The organism is Eudoraea sp. (assembly GCF_049665975.1).
Classification (GTDB): Bacteria; Bacteroidota; Bacteroidia; order Flavobacteriales; family Flavobacteriaceae; genus Eudoraea.
The window spans coordinates 1-21,567 of sequence record NZ_JBATGR010000088.1; the positions used below are offsets into that span (position 1 = coordinate 1).

Consider the following 21,567-nt stretch of genomic DNA (forward strand, 5'->3'; position numbering starts at 1 on the left):
ACCATAAACAGATAGATGATATTAGACAGATAATCAAAGGTAATTTTAAGTCCTCCCTTCATTATTTTAAAACGCAAATGAAATCACTTGCGAAGGAGATGCAATTTGAAGAAGCACAACGTATTAAGGATAAAATTGAAGTTCTGGAAAATTATCAGGTTAAATCTACTATCGTAAATCCCAAAATAAACAACGTTGACGTATTCAGCATTATTTCAGATGATGCGTTTGCCTATGTAAATTTCCTTCAACTTTCCCACGGATCCATAATTCGGTCACACACCATGGAAATAAAAAAGAAATTGGAAGAATCCGATAAAGAACTTTTACAATTGGCGATTATTGAAATTCGGCAGCGTTTTAATTCTCAGTCCAAAAGTCTTTTACTCCCTTTTTCATGCACTATAGGCGATGATATAAAAGTTACTGTTCCCAAATTAGGGGATAAAAAAAAGCTCTTGGAGTTGTCTGAAAGAAATTCGAAGTACTATAGACAAGAAAGATTTAAACAAGTTAAGATAACAGATCCGGACAGACACACAAACCGGATTATGGCTCAAATGAAAACAGATCTTCGTCTGGCTGAAGAGCCAAGGCATATAGAGTGTTTTGACAATTCAAATATCCAGGGAAGTAATCCCGTTGCGGCATGTGTGGTTTTCAGAAATGGAAAACCGTATAAAAAGGAGTACAGGCATTTTAATATTAAAACTGTAGACGGCCCTGATGATTACAAATCTATGGAGGAGGTCGTACACAGACGTTACAAAAGATTATTGGAGGAAGATTCGGGACTACCACAACTTATAGTGATCGACGGGGGAAAAGGTCAACTGTCTTCTGCTGTAAAGAGCCTTGATTTGCTCGGGCTTAGGGGTAAAATAGCAATTATTGGAATTGCGAAAAGGCTGGAAGAAATTTACTTTCCCAATGATCCAATACCATTATATCTGGACAAAAAATCTGAATCTCTAAGGATAATCCAACAATTAAGAAATGAGGCTCATAGATTCGGGATTACTTTTCACAGAAATAAGAGAAGTAAAGCCGCTATTGATTCTGAATTGGAACGTATAAAAGGAGTAGGTAAGAAAACGGCAGAAGAGTTGCTCAAAAACTTTAAATCTGTCAACAGAATAAAGAAAGCTTCAATTGAGGATCTATCGAAAACTGTTGGACATGCTATGGCAAAGAAAATTTATGAAAACTTCCATTAATCCTATATCTTAACCATATGCAAAAATGGGCTTTGATTCTTACCTTTATTCTATGTTTCGGACTTAGTCGGGCCCAAAACATTAAGCCAGATCAGCCAATAAAAGTAGGCTTGGTTCTTAGTGGTGGCGGGGCAAAGGGGATGGCTCATATAGGCGCGTTAAAGGTTATTGAAGAAGCTGGGATTACAATTGATTATATTGGAGGAACGAGCATGGGAGCCATAGTTGGGGCATTATATGCTTCCGGATATTCTGCAAATGAACTGGATTCATTATTTAGACAAGCCGATTTTAGTGATCTTATTCAGGACAATCTTCCAAGGGGTGCAAAGACTTTTTATGAGAAAGAAGATTCTGAAAGATATGCACTTACGCTCCCTTTTAATAAATTTAAAATATCGTTCCCAAAGGCCATTTCAGGGGGTCAAAAAATTTACAATGAACTCGTACGGCTGCTATATCATGTAAAGGACGTGAACGATTTTAATAAGTTACCTATTCCATTTTTTTGCATCGCAACTAATATGGAGACTGGTACTGAGGTCTTACTTAACAAAGGATATCTTCCCGAGGCTGTTATGGCAAGTGGTACATTTCCTTCATTATTTGAACCCGCGGAAGTAGATGGCCTGATTTTAATCGATGGTGGGGTATTAAACAATTATCCTATAATGGAAGTTAAGCAACTTGGAGCTGATATTGTTATTGGAGTGGATGTGCAGCATGGTCTGAGAGACCGTGAATCTCTTAAATCAGCTACGGATATATTACTTCAGATTAATAATTTCCGGACCATTGACGATATGAAGGAGAAGGTCAAGGAAACGGATATTTATATTAGACCCGATGTGGACGACTTTTCTGTTATGGATTTTGATTTAGCGGAGGCTATTATAGAAAGCGGTAAGTTGGCAGGCCTTGAACATTTTGAGACCTTAAAAGAATTGGCGGAAAAACAAAAAAGTATTAGAAAAAATGTCAAGAATATAGAACCCAAAGATTCCATATTTATTAATAAATTGGTCATAGAAGGTAATATTAGTTATTCCCGGGCATATGTCAAGGGGAAATTGCGGATTGATTTACCGGCCAAAACTACGTTTCAAAAGCTACAGCAGGGGGTTAGTAATCTTGCTGCTACAAATAATTTCACTTCAATTCGTTATGAGCTGGTTTCAGATGAGGTAGGCGAAGAATTAATTCTTAAGTTAAGGGAAAACCCCAATAAGGGATATTTAAGGCTAGGTGTGCATTATGATGATTTATACAAAACTGCTGCATTAGTAAACCTTACAAAAAAGAATTTGTTTATGAAGGATGATGTGGCTTCAATTGACTTAGCCCTTGGAGATAATATAAGATATAATTTTCAATACTACGTGGATAAGGGCTCCTACTGGAGTTTTGGGGTAAATTCCCGACTCAATGATTTTGATTATGAAATTGACTTAGATGTAATTCGCTCTAATTTTAGAGTGGCAAATGTCGCAGGAATAAATGAAATAAATCTTAATGTGTCAGATTTCACAAATCAGCTATATCTACAGACTGTATTTAAAGAAGAATTTGCTTTTATAATTGGCGCGGAACAAAAACTCCTAAAGTATAGCACCCGTACTTTTAGCGGCCAGGATAGCATTGTTTCTCCACCTGAAGGGGGCGAGCGCCTATATTTTGAAAACAGCAATTATTTTAGCACTTATGGCAAACTAATACTGGATACATATAACAACAGATACTTTCCCTCTAAAGGGCTTTATTTTAACGGGGATTTTCATTTGTATTTATTTTCTTCAGATTTTAATGATAACTTCAAGGAGTTCTCCATTGCCAAGGCTAAATTTGGTGCGGCTTTTCCTATCGTGGGAAAACTTTCCGTGAACCTTACAACAGAAGGTGGGTTTAAACTAGGTAATTCTGACGTGAAAGCATTGGATTTTGTTTTAGGAGGCTATGGAAATGATCTCATTAATAATTTTATTCCTTTTGTAGGATATGATTTTCTGAGCTTACCCGGAAATAGTTATGTTAAGGCGTATGGACGTTTAGATTTTGAGTTTATAAAAAAACATCACGCTATGTTTTCTGCTAATTTCGCCAATGTTGAAGATGATCTTTTCAGAACCGGGGAATGGTTTACCCTGCCTAATTTTTCAGGCTATGCCTTGTCTTATGGTTGGGATTCTTTTATAGGTCCGGTGCAAATAATGTATTCCTGGACTCCTGAAATAAGTGATGGTAATTTTTTTGTCAGCATTGGTTATTGGTTTTAGAATTATGATGAACTTTCCGTCGACTGGAAACACCTTTTGTTTTTAGTGAAAATTGCCAGTTTTTTCCGATATTTGTAAGGTTTAAAAGGCATAATGTTAGAAAACAGAATTGATATTTCTGCCCATCTTAGGGCAATGTGGTAAATAAACCGGAACTCTCGAGGGAACTAAACTTTCCCAAAATACTTTTAGTTACTAATCAATTCAAAAAGGAATCATGGAAATATTAGATAAAACATCATTAAGGTTACCGAAGGAAAATCCCGAAGCTGAAGATTTTCTACCTCTATTGGGCACAGACCATGTAGAACTCTACGTAGGTAATGCGAAGCAGGCAGCATACTATTATATGTCGGCCTGGGGCTTTCAACCTTTGGCATACGCGGGTTTAGAAACTGGACTTAAAGACAGAGTGTCTTATGTCATAGAACAAGATAAAATTAGGCTCGTACTTACATCCTCTCTTGTTCCGGGAGGAGAAATAAACAAACATGTGGAATCCCATGGTGATGGAGTAAAGGCCATAGCGTTGTGGGTTGATGATGCTACTCAAAGTTATAAGGAAACTACCGCTAGAGGTGCTAAGAGTTATTTTGAACCTAAAGTACTTAAAGATGATAATGGTTCGATAATTTTATCGGGAATACATACATATGGGGAAACTGTTCATGTATTTGTAGAAAGAGGTCAATATAGTGGAGTTTTTATGCCTGGGTATATTAAATGGGACCCGTATTACAAGCCCAAAGATGTTGGGCTTAGATATATAGATCACATGGTTGGTAATGTAGGATGGAATGAAATGAACAAATGGTGCGAATTTTATGCTAAGGTCATGGGTTTTGCACAATTGATTTCATTTGATGATAAGGACATCTCAACAGATTATACAGCATTAATGAGTAAGGTAATGAGTAATGGTAATGGCAGAATAAAATTTCCAATCAACGAACCGGCAGATGGTAAAAAGAAATCTCAAATAGAAGAGTATATTCAATTTTATAACGGGGCTGGAGTTCAGCATATGGCCATGGCAACTGATAATATTATTAATACTGTCACAGCTCTAAGGGATAGGGGCATTGAATTTTTAACAGTTCCCTCCAGTTATTATGAAGATGTACTTGACAGGGTAGGAGAAATTGATGAGGATCTTGCACCTTTACGGGAATTGGGTATTCTCATTGACAGGGATGATGAGGGATATTTGCTTCAGATTTTTACGAAACCCGTTTTGGATCGCCCCACAATGTTCATAGAAATTATTCAGAGAAAAGGGGCTAAGTCTTTTGGTAAAGGTAATTTTAAGGCACTCTTCGAGGCCATTGAAAGAGAACAAGCCTCCAGAGGCACTCTATAATACTTTTTTCTTAAGATTTTGTCAAAAATTGACTTGCTTTTATAAAGTATTGTTAATAGTCTAGTTAAAGTAAGTTAAAAGATTTTCAAAGGATATAGTTATTAAGTAAATTTGGTAAACATAAGGGGTGGTTCCCTTATAACTTTAAGTATTGGTTTTTCATAATTTAAAGTTTGGTTGGTTATTTAGGAAAAGCCCTGATTCTTAATCGGGGCTTTTTTTTGAATTGAAATGAAAAAAAAGATGAACCCCCATATTTGTCGGTTATGTGTCCAACACCTCATTCAAATAGTTACAATCGACAAGTATTTTCTATTGCCTTTATATAAACTGGCTAGGCTGAAAGATATTAAGAATACAATACTTTGGAATAAATTTTGTTTATGTTATTGTAAATTAAAATAATTTAAACTCATTTTTTGATAAATTTGAATGGAAAATTGGATATGAAAAAGATCATTGTTCTATTTTTTGCTGCTATAACCCTGTCATTAACGGGGCAGTATGCCCTTGTTGAATCCTACAAGGATATCGAGGATAACCCAGTTGAGGAAGTTTCTAAGCCCTCAGCCTTCAAACCAGGAGAATGGTTAAAATTCAGGGTGCATTATGGTTTTTTAAACGCAAGTTATGCCACCTTGCATGTAAAGAATAATATGATAGACAGTATTCCGGTATATCACGTAGTAGGCCGGGGGAAAACAACGGGTTTTGCTAGCATATTTTTTAAAGTTGATGATACTTATGAAAGCTATTTTGATAAAAAAGATGGCAAACCTTACCGCTTTGTCAGAAAGCTAAATGAAGGAGGCTATACCAAAGATGTGGAAATTAATTTTGATCACGAAAAAGAAGTAGCTGTTCTAAATGATAAAAAGAACGATAAAAAACATAATTTTACCTTACAGGACAGTGTTCAGGATCTTATTTCAGCTTTTTATTTTTTAAGAAATAACTATGAATTTAGTGATTTGGTCGAGGGAGAAGCTTTAGAGCTCAAAGTACTTTATGACGATGACGGTATATACAGGTTTAGACTTAAATATTTGGGTAAGGAAATACTCAAAACAAAATATGGTAAAGTAGAATGCCTTAAATTTCAACCTTTGGTGCAATCTGGCCGTGTTTTTAAAGAACAGGAAAGTTTAGCTTTATGGGTGTCAAATGATTCGAACAGAATACCAATAAGGATCAAAGCGAATCTCGCAGTAGGAGCAATTTCTGCAGATCTGGATGGTTACAATGGTTTAAAGTACCAGTTCAAAATAATAATGGACTAAACAAATATGAAAAATAAGGAGCGCTTAGAATCCCAAATATTAAAACTAGAAGAAAAATATAAGGATTCAGGCCAGGATTTAAGCTCTTACTTAGATGGTTTATTGTACCAACGTTATCTTACCTACTGGGATTATATTCACCTCGATACGCTTTTGAGTTTGCAAGTCCCCAGAACACATTTCCCCGATGAGGAAATATTTATTATGTATCATCAAATTACAGAACTATATTTTAAGTTAATACTTCATGAAGAAAAACAAATTGTAGATGATAAATCTCAAAATGTTGATTTCTTTATTGAAAAATTAAATCGTATTAATAATTATTATAAGGCATTAATTTCTTCCTTTAGTATTATGATTCGTGGGATGGAGCGTGAACAATTCCTTCAATATAGAATGGCATTGTTGCCCGCAAGTGGATTTCAGTCTGCTCAATATAGGACCATAGAAATTTATGCAACGCCCCTTGAACATCTAGTGTTTCCTCCAAAAAGGAAAGATTTTTCTAAAAAAAATAGTATAGAAGAACTATATGAACAAATCTACTGGAAAAAAGGAGCGACTGATAAGAGTACAGGCGAAAAGACCCTTACCCTTAAACAATTTGAATATAGATACACCCCCAGATTTATAAGAACTGCCAAACAGTTGAAAAACAATACGATATATCATAAATATTTAAATTTGCCGGAAAAGAGCAAGCATAATAAAGTGTTAATTGAGGCGTTAAAAATAATGGATGTTAATGCAAACATAAATTGGCCTTTGATGCATTTGGGATCAGCCCATAGATATTTAAACAAAGAGAACACTTCAATTGAGGCCACAGGGGGAACTAATTGGAAGGAATATTTACCTCCAAGTTTTCAAAAGGTTGTATTTTTTCCAAATTTGTATTCAAAACAAGAGTTAAATAATTGGGGAAAGCAATGGGTTGACCATATCTTTAACCCTGAAAAAATTGAAAACTGACCATGTATAAATATTGGGGCACATTTTTATTACTTAGTATATTTATTTCCTGCAAGCAAGTTAAAACCGATAAAGATGTTAATAATGTCGAAGATATCGTAATCTCAAATGAATTAACGACTGATAAACAATACGGATTTAATCTTGAAGACTTTTTAGTAGTGCGTGATACTGTAAAGCGCGGGGATAGTTTTGGAGAATTGATGATTCAAAATAAAGTGGATTATCCTAAAATCGCTAAAGTATCTGAAGAATATAGAGATACTTTTGATGTTCGAAAAATTAGAGTAGGCAAACCTTATCTCATTCTCAAGTCAAAAGACACCACTGAAGCAGCTCAGGTTTTTATTTACCAGAATGACCTCATAAACTACACCGTGGTTGACTTTCGCGACTCCGTGCTCGCTTACAAAGATCGTAAGCAAGTAAAATATGTACAAAAAGAAGCAGCCGGAATTATTAAGACTTCACTTTCTGAAGCAATATTGGATCAGGGAATAGATTACAATGTTACTAATGACCTCTCTGAAATTTATGCATGGACCATAGATTTCTTTCGATTACAAAAGGGAGATAAGTTTAAGGTTATCTATAAGGAAAAGTATATCAATGATACTATTTATGCAGGGGCGGAACCCATAGAATCTGCCTACTTTGAGCATAACGGCACACCTTTGTATGCCTTCGCCTATGAATCTGATTCCCTTAAAAATATAATTGATTACTTTGACGATGAGGCAAATAACCTCAGAAGAACTTTTTTAAGGGCCCCAGTTAAATTTAGCAGAATTTCATCTCGTTATAATTTAAAGAGAAAGATTCGTTACTATGGATATAAGGTAAGACCACACCGGGGTACTGATTATGCGGCGCCAGTTGGAACTCCTATAATGGCAACAGCCGACGGTACGATTACTGAATCTACAAGAAAGGGAGGGAATGGAAAATATGTAAAAATTAGGCATAATGGCACCTATAGTACTCAATACCTCCATATGAAAAAGCAAAAAGTAAAGAGAGGAGAATTTGTCAGACAGGGAGATGTTATTGGATGGGTTGGAATGACAGGAAATACCGGAGGCCCTCACGTGTGTTATCGTTTTTGGAAAAATGGCCGTCAGGTTGACCCGTTTAGAGAAAAACTTCCGGCAGCAGAACCTCTTCCTGAAGATGTAAGACTAGATTATTTCAAATTTATTAGTCCGCAAAAGGCGCAATTAGACTGTATTGAATTTCCGGAAAAACCAGATGACGAATTGCTAACACTTAACTAACTCAATGCCATTACAGAACACTAACCCTACAACCACTGCAGCCTGGAAACTGCTTGAAGAGAATTTTAAAGAAACAAAAAGCTTACAACTCAAGGACCTCTTTGCAGCCGACAAGGAACGCGCAACAAAATTTACATTAAGATTTCAAGAGTTTATTGTTGATTATTCCAAGAACAGGATAACAGATAAAACCTTAGCACTTTTATTACAACTTGCAGAAGAAGTAAACTTAAAGGATGCCATTAAAAAGATATTCAATGGCGATCTTATTAACCAAACTGAAGGCAGATCCGTACTTCATACAGCACTTAGAGCAAAAGAAACAGATACGATAATGGTATCTGGGGTTAATATTATCCCCGAAGTTTATCAAGTAAAAAACCAGCTTCGTCAATTCTCTGAAGAAATAATTACCGGACAAAGGAAGGGGTATACGGGTAAAGCATTTACCGATGTCGTAAATATTGGTATTGGAGGTTCTGATTTGGGACCCTTAATGGTAACAGAGGCTTTAAAATATTATAAAAATCACTTACGGACTCATTTTGTTAGCAATGTAGATGGAGATCATGTCTATGAGGTATTAAAGGCTCTAGATCCTGAGACTACATTGTTCATAATTGTTTCCAAAACTTTTACTACTCAGGAAACACTCAGTAATGCTAATACAATTAGAAAGTGGTTCTTAAAATCTGCAACAGAAAGAGATGTGGCAAAACATTTTGCAGCCGTTTCTACAAATACTAAAAAGATTAACGAATTTGGAATAACTGATAAAAATGTATTTCCCATGTGGGATTGGGTGGGTGGAAGATTTTCGCTTTGGAGCGCCGTTGGCTTGTCTATTTCAGTGGCAATAGGGTATGAAAATTTCCAAGAGCTTTTATCAGGTGCAAACGAAATGGACACCCATTTTAAGACTGCGGATTTTGATGAAAATATTCCTGTTATACTAGCCCTTTTAAGTATTTGGTATAATAATTTCTACGAAGCAGAAACAGAGGCCATTATTCCATATACCCAATATCTAAATAGATTTTCTGCTTATCTGCAGCAAGGTATGATGGAGAGTAATGGTAAGAGTGTAGACCGTGACGGGAATTTTACTGATTATCAGACGGGAACAATTATTTGGGGTGAACCAGGAACAAATGCACAGCATGCTTTCTTTCAATTAATACATCAGGGCACAAAATTAATCCCTGCAGATTTCATTGGTTTTAAGGATTCACTGCACGGAGATTCGGATCATCACAATAAATTGATGGCCAATTTTTTTGCACAGACCGAGGCGCTAATGAATGGCAAAACCGCCGATGAGGTTAGACAGGAATTGGTAGCTAAAGAAATGCCGGTAAATGAAATCGAAGCACTTGTTCCTTTCAAAACTTTTGAAGGAAATAAACCTACAAATACATTATTAATAGATAAACTTACCCCCAAAACATTAGGAATGTTAATCGCCATGTATGAGCACAAAATCTTTGTACAGGGGATTGTTTGGAACATATACAGTTTTGATCAATGGGGTGTGGAACTTGGGAAACAACTTGCCTCCACAATATTGAAAGACATCAATGATTCAGATATTGCCAAACATGATAGTTCTACATTGAATCTTTTGCAATTTTTTAAGAATTAAATTAGCTCTTTCGTAATTCTTTAATTCTCTTTAAAAAGACTTCAATATTCATCATTTTCTGCCAATTTGGTGTTAAATTTGTTCTTGCATATTTAACATTACCTTAATATATATATGCATCAATTAGAGCACATTTGCAGGATTAATATAAAATAATTAACACTTAAAGAAATGAAAAAAATCTACTTAGGCTTGATTGCTTTTTTAGTGTCAGCTATGGCATTCTCACAAGGAGTCACAACCTCTTCTATTGGGGGTAAAGTAACGGATAATACTGGTGAACCCTTACCAGGGGCAACAGTAGTCGCAGTTTATGTTCCTACAGGAGCTAAATATGGTGCTGCAACCGATTTTGATGGCTTTTACAGGATTTCAAATATGAGATCCGGTGGCCCTTATAGAATTACTATTTCCTACGTTGGTTTCACCGATTTTGTTCAGGAAAATTTAAACTTAACTTTAGGGCAGTCCACTAGAATAAGCACCGAATTATCCGAGTCTGCTACAGCCTTGGATGAAGTTGTTGTAACTGGGGTAAGTGATGGCGTTTTCAGTTCAAGTAAAACAGGCTCGGAAACTAATGTCTCACAAAGGGATATTCAGACATTACCTTCTGCGTCCCGTTCCCTTGCCGATTTTGTTAGGATTACGCCTCAGGCACAGCTTACAGAAGGCAATGATGGGTTTTCTATTTCACTTGCGGGTCAAAACAACAGGTATAATGCCATTTATATTGATGGAGCTGTTAATAATGATGTATTTGGACTTGCAGGGTCTGGAACTAATGGTGGCCAAACCGGGGTTAATCCCTTCTCTGTAGATGCCATTGAAACTTTTCAGGTAAATATTGCGCCTTTTGATGTAAGGCAATCTGGCTTCTCTGGTGGATCTATTAACGCTATTACCAGGTCTGGTTCTAATGAATTTAGTGGTTCTGCATACGGCTTTATAAGAAATCAGGATCTTGTTGGAAAAACACCACCCGATTTGGTTGGTGATGGTGAGCAAAGAGAAAAAGTATCCGATTTTAGTGCCTATACTTATGGTTTAAGAATAGGTGGTCCAATAATAAAGGACAAACTATTCTTTTTTGTAAACTACGAAAGACAAGATGAAGAAACGCCACAGCCTTTTAATTTTAGCAATTATACAGGTAACTCAACACTTGCAGATATTGACGGACTTTCTAATTTCCTGCAATCTACTTATGGTTATGACCCGGGGATCTTTGATGATAATACAAGAACACTAGTAAGTAATAAACTGGTGGCAAAAATAGATTGGAATATAAACCAAGACCACAAAATCACTTTAAGACATAGTTATGTTGGGGCTGATAATCTTGAAGCTCGAAGCTCCGGTAATAGAAATATCGGATTTATCAATGGGTCAGAAACATTTATCACTACAACCAATTCAACTGCCCTGGAATGGAGTTCAAGGTACGGAGATAAGTTTGCTAATAACCTCGTATTAGGTTATACCCGTGTCAGGGATGACAGAGACCCTGCAGGAGCCCCTTTCCCAACTGTAGACATACAAGATGGTGGAGGTACTATTTCTTTTGGGGCTGAACCATTTTCTACGGCCAACTTACTGGATCAGGATGTTTTTACAATTACCAATAATTTTGATGTTTATGCCGGCAGGCATACATTTACTTTTGGCGCTAACCTCGAATTTGCTAAAGTCAAAAATTTATTTTTTGCCTTTAACTATGGAGATTACACGTTTGAAGACCAATTTGATGATGCTGGCACTTTACTTTCCAGTGGTCTGAATCAGTTTTTAACTATCCAGAATAGTGATGTCTACCAACATGGATATTCTTTAGTGGGAGATGGTACTGTTGGGGATCAATCGGACGGTGCTTCAGAATTCGACACCTTTCAACTGGGGCTTTATGTACAAGACGAAATACAGGTTTCAGACAACTTTAAAACAATTCTAGGTTTCCGTGTTGATGTGCCTTATTGGTCTGATGGCACTGTAAATGAGGATTTTAATACAAGAACCGTTGGTTTATTGGAATCAGCCGGTAAAAATTTACAAGGTGCCAGAGTTGGTCAGGGGATAAACCCAACGGCTATGATTGCTCCTCGTGTTGGTTTTAACTGGGATGTTGAAGGTAACAATACCACGCAAATACGTGGTGGATTAGGCGTATTTACATCCAGACTTCCCTTAGTATGGCCTGGAGGGACTTATAACAATAATGGGGTAACAGGCGGATTTATGTTTGAATTTGATCAGCCTTTTGAACCGGATGTAAATAATCAGTTTGAAGATCCTCTTCCCGGAACTGGAGGTGTAGGAGGAAATGTAGATTTAATTTCAAAAGATTTTAAATTACCACAGGTGGTTAAATACAATATTGCAGTTGATCAGAAACTGCCAATTTGGGGATTGATAGCTACAGCAGACTTTTTATATACAGATGTTATTACAGACATCTATTATGAGAATTTAAATCTTAAAGGCCCTGTTGGAAACTATTCTGGAGCAGATAACCGACCTTTTTACGATAGACGGGATTTAATTGATGGTACTTATGGGGGTATTTATTTAGCTTCAAATACAGGTGGAGGAGATGCTACCAACTTTACGTTCTCTTTAAGAAAACCTTTTGAGAATGGCTTTGCAGGCCAGGTATCCTATTCATGGGGAGATTCTTTTAAGGTTTTTGATGGCACCTCTTCTCAGAATAGCTCTCAATGGAGAAACATACAAACTGTTAATGGTAAAAATTCTAATTTACCCGTTAGCCGTTCAGATTTTGCCCTGGGTAACAGGGTAACAGCAAATGTAAGTTATGAAGTGAGATGGAATGAAAATATCAAAACTACTTTTGGTGTTTTTTATGACGGTTCACAATCTGCGCCTTATAGTTTTACATATAGAGAAGGACGCGACTTATTAAATGATGATTCCCGGGATAATGCACTGATTTATATTCCGGAATCTCAAGATGAAATTGTTTTTTCAGGTGATCCTGCCGAACAGGCTGCCAAATGGCAACAACTAGATACTTTTATAAACAGTGTAGATTATTTAAGAAATAAGAGAGGGCAGTATGCCGAGAGGAATGGCTCTCGAGGACCATGGAGTAACATAATAGATTTAAAATTCCTTCAGGATTTCTCATTTGATGTTGGAGGGAAACGAAATACTATTCAAATTTCTGCAGACATCTTTAATTTCACTAATCTTTTGAATAAGGATTGGGGGAAGAGAAAATTCACACAAAGAAACGTTAGTCCACTTACTACAGTATCTACAGAAGATATTCCAACATTCGATATTAATTCTGGTGTTATTAATGATGATGGATCGCCCAATATTGTAGAATTGGACGATTCAGGATTGCAGTCTTCCAGATGGCAAATGCAACTTGGACTGCGTTATATATTTAATTAAGATTTTTTAAATCTTTATAGAAAAGCCCCAACATTTCTGTTGGGGCTTTTTAATTACTAAAATTCCGTATTTTTAGAAAAAATAAATCAAAATGGAAATTTTACAAACGGCTCATTCTTACCTGGCTTATGTGGTTCTGGCAATTCTCTTTCTTGCAGTAGCAAATGCAATTACTGGTTTACTGGGCAACAGAATGTTTACTTTGGAAAAGGATTTTAGGATAAGTCTTTTTGCGCTTATACTTTCGCATATACAATTGGTTTTGGGTCTTATCTTGTTTTTTGTTTCAACAAATGGGTTATTCGCAATTAAAGAACTTGGCATGGGTGGTTTAACATCGGCCGCAAGACTTTTGGCGGTGGAACATCCATTTATAAATATAATAGCGATTGTTTTAATCACAATAGGATGGTCTCGCCATAAAAAGTTTATGGAGGCCAAAAGGAAATTTAAAACAATAGCCATTTTTTACGGACTAGGTCTTGTTCTTATCCTTAGCAGGATTCCGTGGGGTCAGTGGTTTAACTAAATAATTGATAAATTATGAAATTATTCAGCAGTCTTATAGCCCTGTTTTTTAACCTGGTGGTTCTTGGACAGGAGCAATCATTATTTAATGGAAATGATCTTTCCGGGTGGACTATTTACGGCACGGAAAAATGGTATGTAGAAGATGGTTTATTGGTTTCTGAAAGTGGTCCTGACGCTCAATATGGTTATCTGGCTACAGATGAACATTACAAGGACTTTTTACTTACACTAGAATTTTTTCAGGAAGCTGATGGTAACAGTGGGGTGTTTATCAGGTCTACTATTGATGGAACAAAGGTAAGTGGCTGGCAGGTTGAAGTTGCTCCAAAAGGACATCATACCGGGGGGGTTTATGAATCCTATGGCAGAGGCTGGTTAATTAAACCCAGCCCAGAAAAGGAGAACGTACTTAAAGAGGGAGCCTGGAACAGTATGAAAATTCAATTATCTGGAGATAAGCTCACCTCATGGCTAAATGGAGTAGAAATGGTTACCATTACCGATGATAAAATTGGTGAGGGTGAAGGCTCTATAGCACTGCAAATACATGATGGTGGAGGAATAAAGGTGAAATGGAGAAATATTAAAATAACCACTTCAGAGTAGGTCCTAAGGCACTTTTTTTATTAGAAAAGCATACACCGGAAAATGATCACTATACCCGCCGATATATCTTCCGGCCACATGGGTGCGAAACGGATAGCCCTTGTAGTTACCTGTTTTAATCTGTAAGAATGAAGGGTGATAAATACCAGCTTTCCAAAAGGTATATGAATTCCTCGTTTCATTTATTAGATTTTTTGAAAGTAGAATTTGGTCAAACAAACTCCATTGGTCCCTATATGCAAGAGAACCGTCACCTTCATTGTATAGTGTTTCCATAGGATTAAATAGTGCAGGACTTTTTACATTCTCTTTATCAGACGATGTCAGTGTATTTTTTATACTATTGTCAGTTGGATTATCATTAAGATCTCCAATACTTATTATTTTGGCATCAATGTTAAGTCTTACCAAAGAATCTATAATTCTTCTGTTGAGTCTGGCTGCAGCTTTTCTGTAGGGACTGCTTCTCGCTACTCCCCCGCTACGGGAAGGCCAATGATTAACTATAATATATAATTCTTCGCCCTCTAACAACCCACATACTACCAGTTGATCTCTTGTGTAGTCTCGTTGATCAGAATCATTAAACAACAAAAGTCTGTGGCTGCTAAATGACACTGGAATAAATCGGCTGGCTTTGTATATTAGCGCCACATCAATTCCTCTTTCATCCGGGGAATCATAATGAATAATATTGAAGTCGTAGGGCCTAAGAAATGGATGCCTTACCAAGTCCTTAATTACTTTCAAATTCTCAACTTCGCAAAGACCTATTATATCTGGGCAAGTCCTCGTAGTTGACTGGCCTATCTTTGAAATTACTTCTGCTATATGGGATATTTTTAGCTTGTAACGATCTAAGGTCCAGTTATAATTTCCTTCCGGCGTCATTTCGTCATCAAAGTACAATGAATCGTTCACCGTATCAAAAAGGTTTTCAACATTGTAGAAAGCAATAGTACGTATACTAAACCGGCTTTCTTTTTGTGATTGAGCAATATTTGATATTAGAAAAAAAATAAAAAACATATGCTTTGGTTTCATAATGTTTTTTATGGTCTCTACTTATTACATGATTTACTTAATGGCAAGTTATACCTGAGTGCCGCAAGCAAAATGCAGCGAGTAAGAATACTTTAGGTCTGAACCTTATGGCGATTTGAATGCGATATAACCAATGTACTTTTGTGATCTTATTATTTTCTCAAATACTTAATGGCCAACAAATAAGTATAAACGGAAGTATATGGGATGCACAAAGCCTCATGGAAATTTCTTTTGCAGCTATTGAAATTGAGGGTACATCATTAAAAGTAAATACTGATAAGAAAGGGAGGTTTGAAATAATCACAACTTTAAAAGGAGAATTCATACTATCCGTTAAGGCCAAGGAATATAGAGTAAAAAGGCTTCCTATAGATATTTCTATAAACGAATTGAAGTTAGGACGAATATTAATAGAAAAAGATATTTCAATAGATCAAAATGATATTTTAATAACTCTGAATGATAGTCAAATTAGTGATGGGGAATTGGAGGGAGGTAGTTTGGGGATGTTAACAGCTACGAGGGATATTTTTTTAAACCGCGCTGCCTTTGATTTTGGGCAGGTATTTTTCAAAGTGAGGGGCTACGACTCCCGGAATGGTAATGTATTAATCAATGGAGTACTAATGAATAAACTGCGTGATGGGAGGCCGCAATGGAATAATTGGGGTGGACTTAATGATGTGCTGAGGAACCAGGATTTTTATTTAGGATTACAGGCTTCTCCCTATCGGTTTGGAGGCCTTCTTGGGGTAACTAATATAGACACAAGACCATCAGGACTTCGCCCGGGATTCAGATTCTCTGGTTCTTTTTCTAACCGTACTTATTCGGGTCGTATTATGGCAAGTTATACCTCCAAAAGGAATAAAAGCAATTTTGCCTATTCTCTTGCAGCCTCCCGAAGATGGGCCAAGGAAGGTTTTATAAACGGAACACTATATGATGCCTTTTCTATATATGCTGCACTAGAGTATCAATTCAATACTAATAATAATTTACTTTTTACGGGAATTCTTTCTTCCAATCGCCGTGGCAGTTCCTCAGCTATAACTGAGGAAGTATATCAATTAGCCGGTAATAGGTACAATCCTTATTGGGGATTTCAAAACGGAAACTATCGCAATTCCAGAGAACGGAAAATTATGGAGCCCATTATTATGCTTAACTATTTTGGCAAATATGGAAAACTTGTTATTAATACGGGATTGTCCTACCAATTTGGCAACTTTTCAAAAAGCAGGATAGGATATTTTAATGCTCCTAATCCGGAACCCACCTATTATAGATATTTACCCAGTTTTTATATTAACAGTCCAATTGGCGCCAATTTTTTAAATGCGGATCTGGCTAAAAAAGCTTTTTTGTTAAAACCCCAATTAGACTGGGAAAACCTTTATAGAGCAAATTCAATAAACTCAGCTAATGGGATGGCCACATATGTTTTATACGACGATACCATTAAAGACGAACAATTAACGCTAAATACTAACTTTAATATTAAGCCTAATGAGGTGATTTCTATAGACATGAATTTGTCTTTTAGAAATACTAATTCCAATAATTTTGCTAAAATTAATGACCTCTTAGGTGCAGATTATCATGCAGATATAGATCCTTTTTCAAATACTCGAAATAATGTAAATGGTCAATTGGAAAAGGGGAAAGGAGATATCTTTAATTATAATTATACTTTCAATTATCAAGAATTCGATGCTTTTGCGCAGATGAGTATCGTTAAAAGTAAATGTAATTCCTTTATAGCTGCCAACTATACCTATTCGACATATCAGAGGACCGGAAATTTTTTAAATGAACGCTTCCCCGAAAATTCTATGGGCAAAAGTAACCCTGTACAATTTAGTAATTATGCGATTAAAGGCGGATTTACGTATAAATTAAATGGGAGACAATGGATTAGCACTAATGGAATGCTCTTAAATAGAGCCCCGCTGGTGGTAAATACCTTTATAAACCCAAGGGAGAACAATGCAATTGTTCCCAATTTAAATAATGAAAAAATCACGAGTGTAGATATTAACTACTTTACCAGGTTTCCAAACATAATAGGAAGATTAACTTGTTTTTATACCCGTTTTCAAAAACTTACTGATATTAATTTTTTCTTTGTTAATGCCGGAGTAGGCTCAGATTTTGTCCAAGAAGTAATTACTAATCTTGACAAGCTTAATATGGGAATTGAGTTGGGTTTATCCTATCAGCTTTCATCTTCTGTAAATTTATCTGCTGCCTTTGCTTTAGGTAAATTTATTTTTGCAAGTGATCCCAATCTGGCAATAAATTTTGATACCTCTGAAAATTCAGAAGATATTATAAGTATTGAAGGCACAAAAGATTTAGGAATAGCAGAAATTAAAAACTATAAACTACCAACAGGACCTCAGACAGCACTTTCGTTGGGAGTTGATTACAGGGATCCTAAGTATTGGTGGATAAGTGCAAAAATTAACTATCTCTCGGATAATTATACTAGTATTTCAACTATAAGAAGAACCCAGAGTTTTTATTTGAATCCCGATACGGCTCAACCATTTGATAATGCCACTCCGGCTAATGTAGCTAGAATCTTAAAACAAAATCCCATGGATGATATTTATCTCCTAAATCTGGTTGGAGGTAAATCCTGGCTACTAAATGGTAAATACCTAAGCGTATTTGTAAGTATAAATAATGTATTTGACACTGATTTTAGAACCGGAGGTTATGAACAAAACAGGAATGGAAACTACGGTCAATTCGTTAAGGACAATTTAAGTGGCTCACCGTCATTTGGTCCGAAATATTGGTTTGGATACGGAAGAACTTATTTTTTGAACCTTGCCATAAGCTTCTAAAATTAAACAGAGTCAACTAATATGATATGAATAGCTATTAGGATGAAAAGAATAAAGAAATTGACACCAGCTTTTTTGCTTAAATATTATTGTTTGTTTTTTATTTTTAGCTGTGTAAAAGATTCTGATTTTAAGAACCCGGAAACTCCTTGTAATGATCAATTAATTGCAAATCGCACTTTTATTGAGGTCAAAAATTTATTTGATGGAGAAGTTATTCAAATACAGCAAGATTTAGTTATTGAAGGTTATATTGTATCCTCAGATCAGGCCGGAAATTTTTTTAGTACACTTCATATACAGGATAATCCGATAAACCCTACGGCTGGCTTTCAAATAGAAATAGATCTCAGGGATTCTTATTTGTTTTATGAATTGGGCAGCAAGGTTTATATTAAGCTGAAGGGCTTATATTTAGGGAAGAGTAAAGGTGTTTATAAGTTAGGTGGAGTATTCACATCTTTTGGAAATTTAAGTGTAGGAAGGCTTCCAGCCTTAGCGGTGGAAGACCATCTGTTACTTTCATGTGATCCTATTAGTAATTTAGTTCCTAAAATTATATCTATATCTGAATTTAGAGAAGATTTTGTAAGCACTTTAGTTCGAATAGAAAGTCTGGAAGTTATAGCAGATGAACAAAACTTGACTTTTGCTCTTCCGCAGGAGGAAACCATAAGGAATCTTTCCGATTGTAATGGTGGTTTGATTGAATTACTAAATAGTGGATATTCTGATTTTCGGGATACAATATTACCTTCGGGGAATGGATCTGTAACTGCTGTTCTTTATAGAGAAAAAAATGATTATCAATTAATCATTCGCAACTTAAATGATATGGAGATGAAAAATGAACTTTGTACAGATACAGAAATATTTTTGACATCTGACCAAATATTTATATCTGAGATAGCTGATCCCAATAATAATTCTGAAGCCCGATTTATTGAACTTTACAACGCAGGTAACCAGCAGATTCAATTAGATGGGTGGTTTTTATTAAGGTACACTAACGCAAATGTTACTTCAGGATCAGAAATAGATCTATCAGGGATACTAATTGATTCAAATAGCACTCTGGTTTTCTCACCAAATGCAACAGAATTTCAGGCAGTATACGGCTACCCTCCCGATTTTGAATTGGGTAGCAATAGCCCTGCAGATTCTAATGGCGACGACAATTTAGTGCTGATAGATCCCTTTGGAACTGTAATTGATATCTTTGGACTCATAGGAGAAGATGGTTCCGGTACAGATCATGAATTTGAGGATGGAAAAGCCGAAAGGAAGATAAATATTGTGACCGGAAATTCTGTCTTTACATTTAGTGAATGGACCATTTATAATGATACCGGAGGTTTTGAAACTATGAATTTACCACAAAATGCTCCGGAAGATTATTCACCCGGAATCCGCTGATTTTTAAAATTTATGCTACTTCTTCTTTCTGTATAGCAGCAAGATCTTTGGCTGTTACAGGTTTAAGAATATAATTTTTTACAATGGGACACCCTTTAATACGAATCAAATCTCTTGGATCAACGGAAGAACTTATGATATAAATAGTAGTATTTTTTAATTCTGATTCACCTATTTTGCAAAAATCTTCCAGAAAATCCCATCCATTCATAATGGGCATGTTTAAATCCAAAAAGATAATCGACGGTAATTTCTTTCCTTCTTCTAAATTTAATCTAAGGCCATTTATGGCATCCTTCCCATTATTATAAACGAGAATGTCATCACCAAAATTAACTTCCTTCATCAGGCGTTTAATCCCATAAATTAATATAGGATCATCATCAATAATGCAGACATTTTCGAATTTCTTCATTGTTGAGCAGATTATACTTTAATAGCTTCAAAATACAAGCGGAAACTAGTACCCTTATCAACCTGGCTATCCACTTCAATTTTGCCATTCATAGATTCAATTTGATTTTTAGTAATAAATAGGCCTATTCCTTTTGCATCCTTATGCTTATGGAATGTCTTGTACATACCAAAAATTGCATTTCCATGCCTTTTCAGATCTATTCCCAGTCCGTTGTCGCAAAAATTAACTTTGATATATGGGCCTTTTCTTGTGGCACTTATTTTGATGATAAGAGATCTTTTTGGGGAACTATATTTTAAGCTGTTCGTAAACAAATTCAAAAGAATGCTGTCTATATAAGCCGGAATAGCATTGATGTTAAGATTTTTACTTACGTCTATTTTACAAGTGGTATCTTTTTCTTTTAAGAGGACAGCAAGGTTTTTCTTAACACCTACTATGGTTTCATATAAATTTACAGGACGCATTTTATCAATGGCATCCGTTTTAACCTGAACCACCTCTGTTAAATGCTGCACGGTTTCATCTAAACTTTCAGAAGCTTCGCACAACATTTTTGTCAGCCGATCCTTTTCATCAGTCTCTTCTTCCTGATTGAGAAATCCCGTGAGCATCGATAAATTGCTGGAATGAGACCTTAGGTTATGGGAAACAATATGAGCAAAGTTCATTAGACTGTTATTTTGCTCGCTCGTAATATCTAGAAGATCTTTTAATTTTTTTTCAGCCTTTTTATCCTCTGAGAAATCCCAATTGGCACCAATCATTTTGGCAGCATATCCTTTAGAATCTCTGATAACATGACCTATTGCTTTAATATATCTGACTTCACCATTTGGCCATACCACTCTGAATTCGGTATTAAATTCTATTTCACCCTTTATTGCTAGTTCTAATTCTTCCTGAGCAAACTGTATATCTTCAGGATGGACAGAAGATTCCCATGCCTCATAAACACCACTGAAATCTTCTTTTTTAACACCGTATAGTGTATACATATTATCATCCCATACCAGTGTGTTTTCAACCATATCGTAATCCCAGATTCCTATGGAGGATACTTTTGTGGCAATTAATAATCTGTCCGAGACTTCCTCGTATTTTAATTCTACTCTCTTTTTTTCATCAATATCCTGGAAAGTACCATACAAGCGAACTACTGTGTTATCTACTATCTCTACTTCTCCTTTTGCCCTGACCCATAATTCTTTACCTTTGGCAGTGACAATTCGTAACTCTGTATCCCAGGGCACGCC

At 35.9% G+C, this 21,567-nt stretch carries 15 protein-coding genes; 12 read left to right on the plus strand and 3 right to left on the minus strand.

Annotated features, from left to right (window positions below; all coding sequences use genetic code 11):
• From WBN20_RS03630 to WBN20_RS03675, 10 genes are all read left to right on the plus strand, one after another.
• Positions 1–1,217 (plus strand): excinuclease ABC subunit UvrC (locus WBN20_RS03630; protein ID WP_424280734.1); only part of this gene is annotated, 1,217 nt, incomplete at its 5' end.
• A gap of 17 nt (positions 1,218–1,234) precedes the next feature.
• Positions 1,235–3,490 carry a patatin-like phospholipase family protein gene (locus WBN20_RS03635; protein WP_424280735.1) on the plus strand — a complete coding sequence of 752 codons (2,256 nt, stop codon included), beginning with the start codon at positions 1,235–1,237 and terminating at the stop codon, positions 3,488–3,490.
• 217 nt (positions 3,491–3,707) lie between these two features.
• On the plus strand, positions 3,708–4,850 hold the full coding sequence (gene hppD / locus WBN20_RS03640) for a 4-hydroxyphenylpyruvate dioxygenase (protein ID WP_424273593.1): 1,143 nt from the start codon (positions 3,708–3,710) through the stop codon (positions 4,848–4,850).
• 446 nt (positions 4,851–5,296) lie between these two features.
• Complete coding sequence (locus WBN20_RS03645) at positions 5,297–6,130, plus strand: DUF3108 domain-containing protein (protein ID WP_424272987.1); 834 nt, start codon at positions 5,297–5,299, stop codon at positions 6,128–6,130.
• Positions 6,131–6,136: 6 nt separating this feature from the next.
• Positions 6,137–7,105, plus strand: a complete 969-nt coding sequence (locus tag WBN20_RS03650) for a tryptophan 2,3-dioxygenase family protein (RefSeq protein ID WP_424280736.1) — start codon at positions 6,137–6,139, stop codon at positions 7,103–7,105.
• Positions 7,106–7,107: 2 nt separating this feature from the next.
• Positions 7,108–8,379 carry a peptidoglycan DD-metalloendopeptidase family protein gene (locus WBN20_RS03655; RefSeq protein ID WP_424280737.1) on the plus strand — a complete coding sequence of 424 codons (1,272 nt, stop codon included), beginning with the start codon at positions 7,108–7,110 and terminating at the stop codon, positions 8,377–8,379.
• Between the two features lie 4 nt (positions 8,380–8,383).
• Entirely contained in the window at positions 8,384–10,021 is a 1,638-nt protein-coding gene (pgi, locus tag WBN20_RS03660) for a glucose-6-phosphate isomerase (RefSeq protein ID WP_424280738.1), read from the plus strand.
• Between the two features lie 171 nt (positions 10,022–10,192).
• Positions 10,193–13,438, plus strand: a complete 3,246-nt coding sequence (locus WBN20_RS03665) for a TonB-dependent receptor (RefSeq protein ID WP_424270953.1) — start codon at positions 10,193–10,195, stop codon at positions 13,436–13,438.
• A 91-nt stretch (positions 13,439–13,529) separates the two neighbouring features.
• Positions 13,530–13,967, plus strand: coding sequence for a hypothetical protein (locus WBN20_RS03670; RefSeq protein ID WP_424280739.1), 438 nt, complete (start codon positions 13,530–13,532; stop codon positions 13,965–13,967).
• 14 nt (positions 13,968–13,981) lie between these two features.
• Positions 13,982–14,575, plus strand: a complete 594-nt coding sequence (locus WBN20_RS03675; protein WP_424280740.1) for a 3-keto-disaccharide hydrolase — start codon at positions 13,982–13,984, stop codon at positions 14,573–14,575.
• 3 nt (positions 14,576–14,578) lie between these two features.
• Here the strand turns inward: WBN20_RS03675 and WBN20_RS03680 are convergent, their stop codons facing one another.
• Positions 14,579–15,604 (minus strand): endonuclease/exonuclease/phosphatase family protein, encoded by a 1,026-nt coding sequence (locus WBN20_RS03680; RefSeq protein ID WP_424280741.1) that lies wholly within the window; start codon positions 15,602–15,604, stop codon positions 14,579–14,581.
• A 158-nt stretch (positions 15,605–15,762) separates the two neighbouring features.
• Between WBN20_RS03680 and WBN20_RS03685 the strand changes: the two genes are divergently transcribed.
• Complete coding sequence (locus WBN20_RS03685) at positions 15,763–18,477, plus strand: carboxypeptidase-like regulatory domain-containing protein (protein ID WP_424280742.1); 2,715 nt, start codon at positions 15,763–15,765, stop codon at positions 18,475–18,477.
• A 42-nt stretch (positions 18,478–18,519) separates the two neighbouring features.
• Positions 18,520–19,893, plus strand: a complete 1,374-nt coding sequence (locus tag WBN20_RS03690) for a DUF5689 domain-containing protein (RefSeq protein WP_424280743.1) — start codon at positions 18,520–18,522, stop codon at positions 19,891–19,893.
• A gap of 10 nt (positions 19,894–19,903) precedes the next feature.
• Here the strand turns inward: WBN20_RS03690 and WBN20_RS03695 are convergent, their stop codons facing one another.
• Both WBN20_RS03695 and WBN20_RS03700 read right to left on the minus strand, forming a co-directional pair.
• Positions 19,904–20,308, minus strand: a complete 405-nt coding sequence (locus WBN20_RS03695) for a response regulator (RefSeq protein ID WP_424280744.1) — start codon at positions 20,306–20,308, stop codon at positions 19,904–19,906.
• Between the two features lie 11 nt (positions 20,309–20,319).
• Positions 20,320–21,567: sensor histidine kinase (locus WBN20_RS03700; RefSeq protein WP_424280745.1), on the minus strand; the 1,248-nt coding region annotated here is incomplete at its 5' end.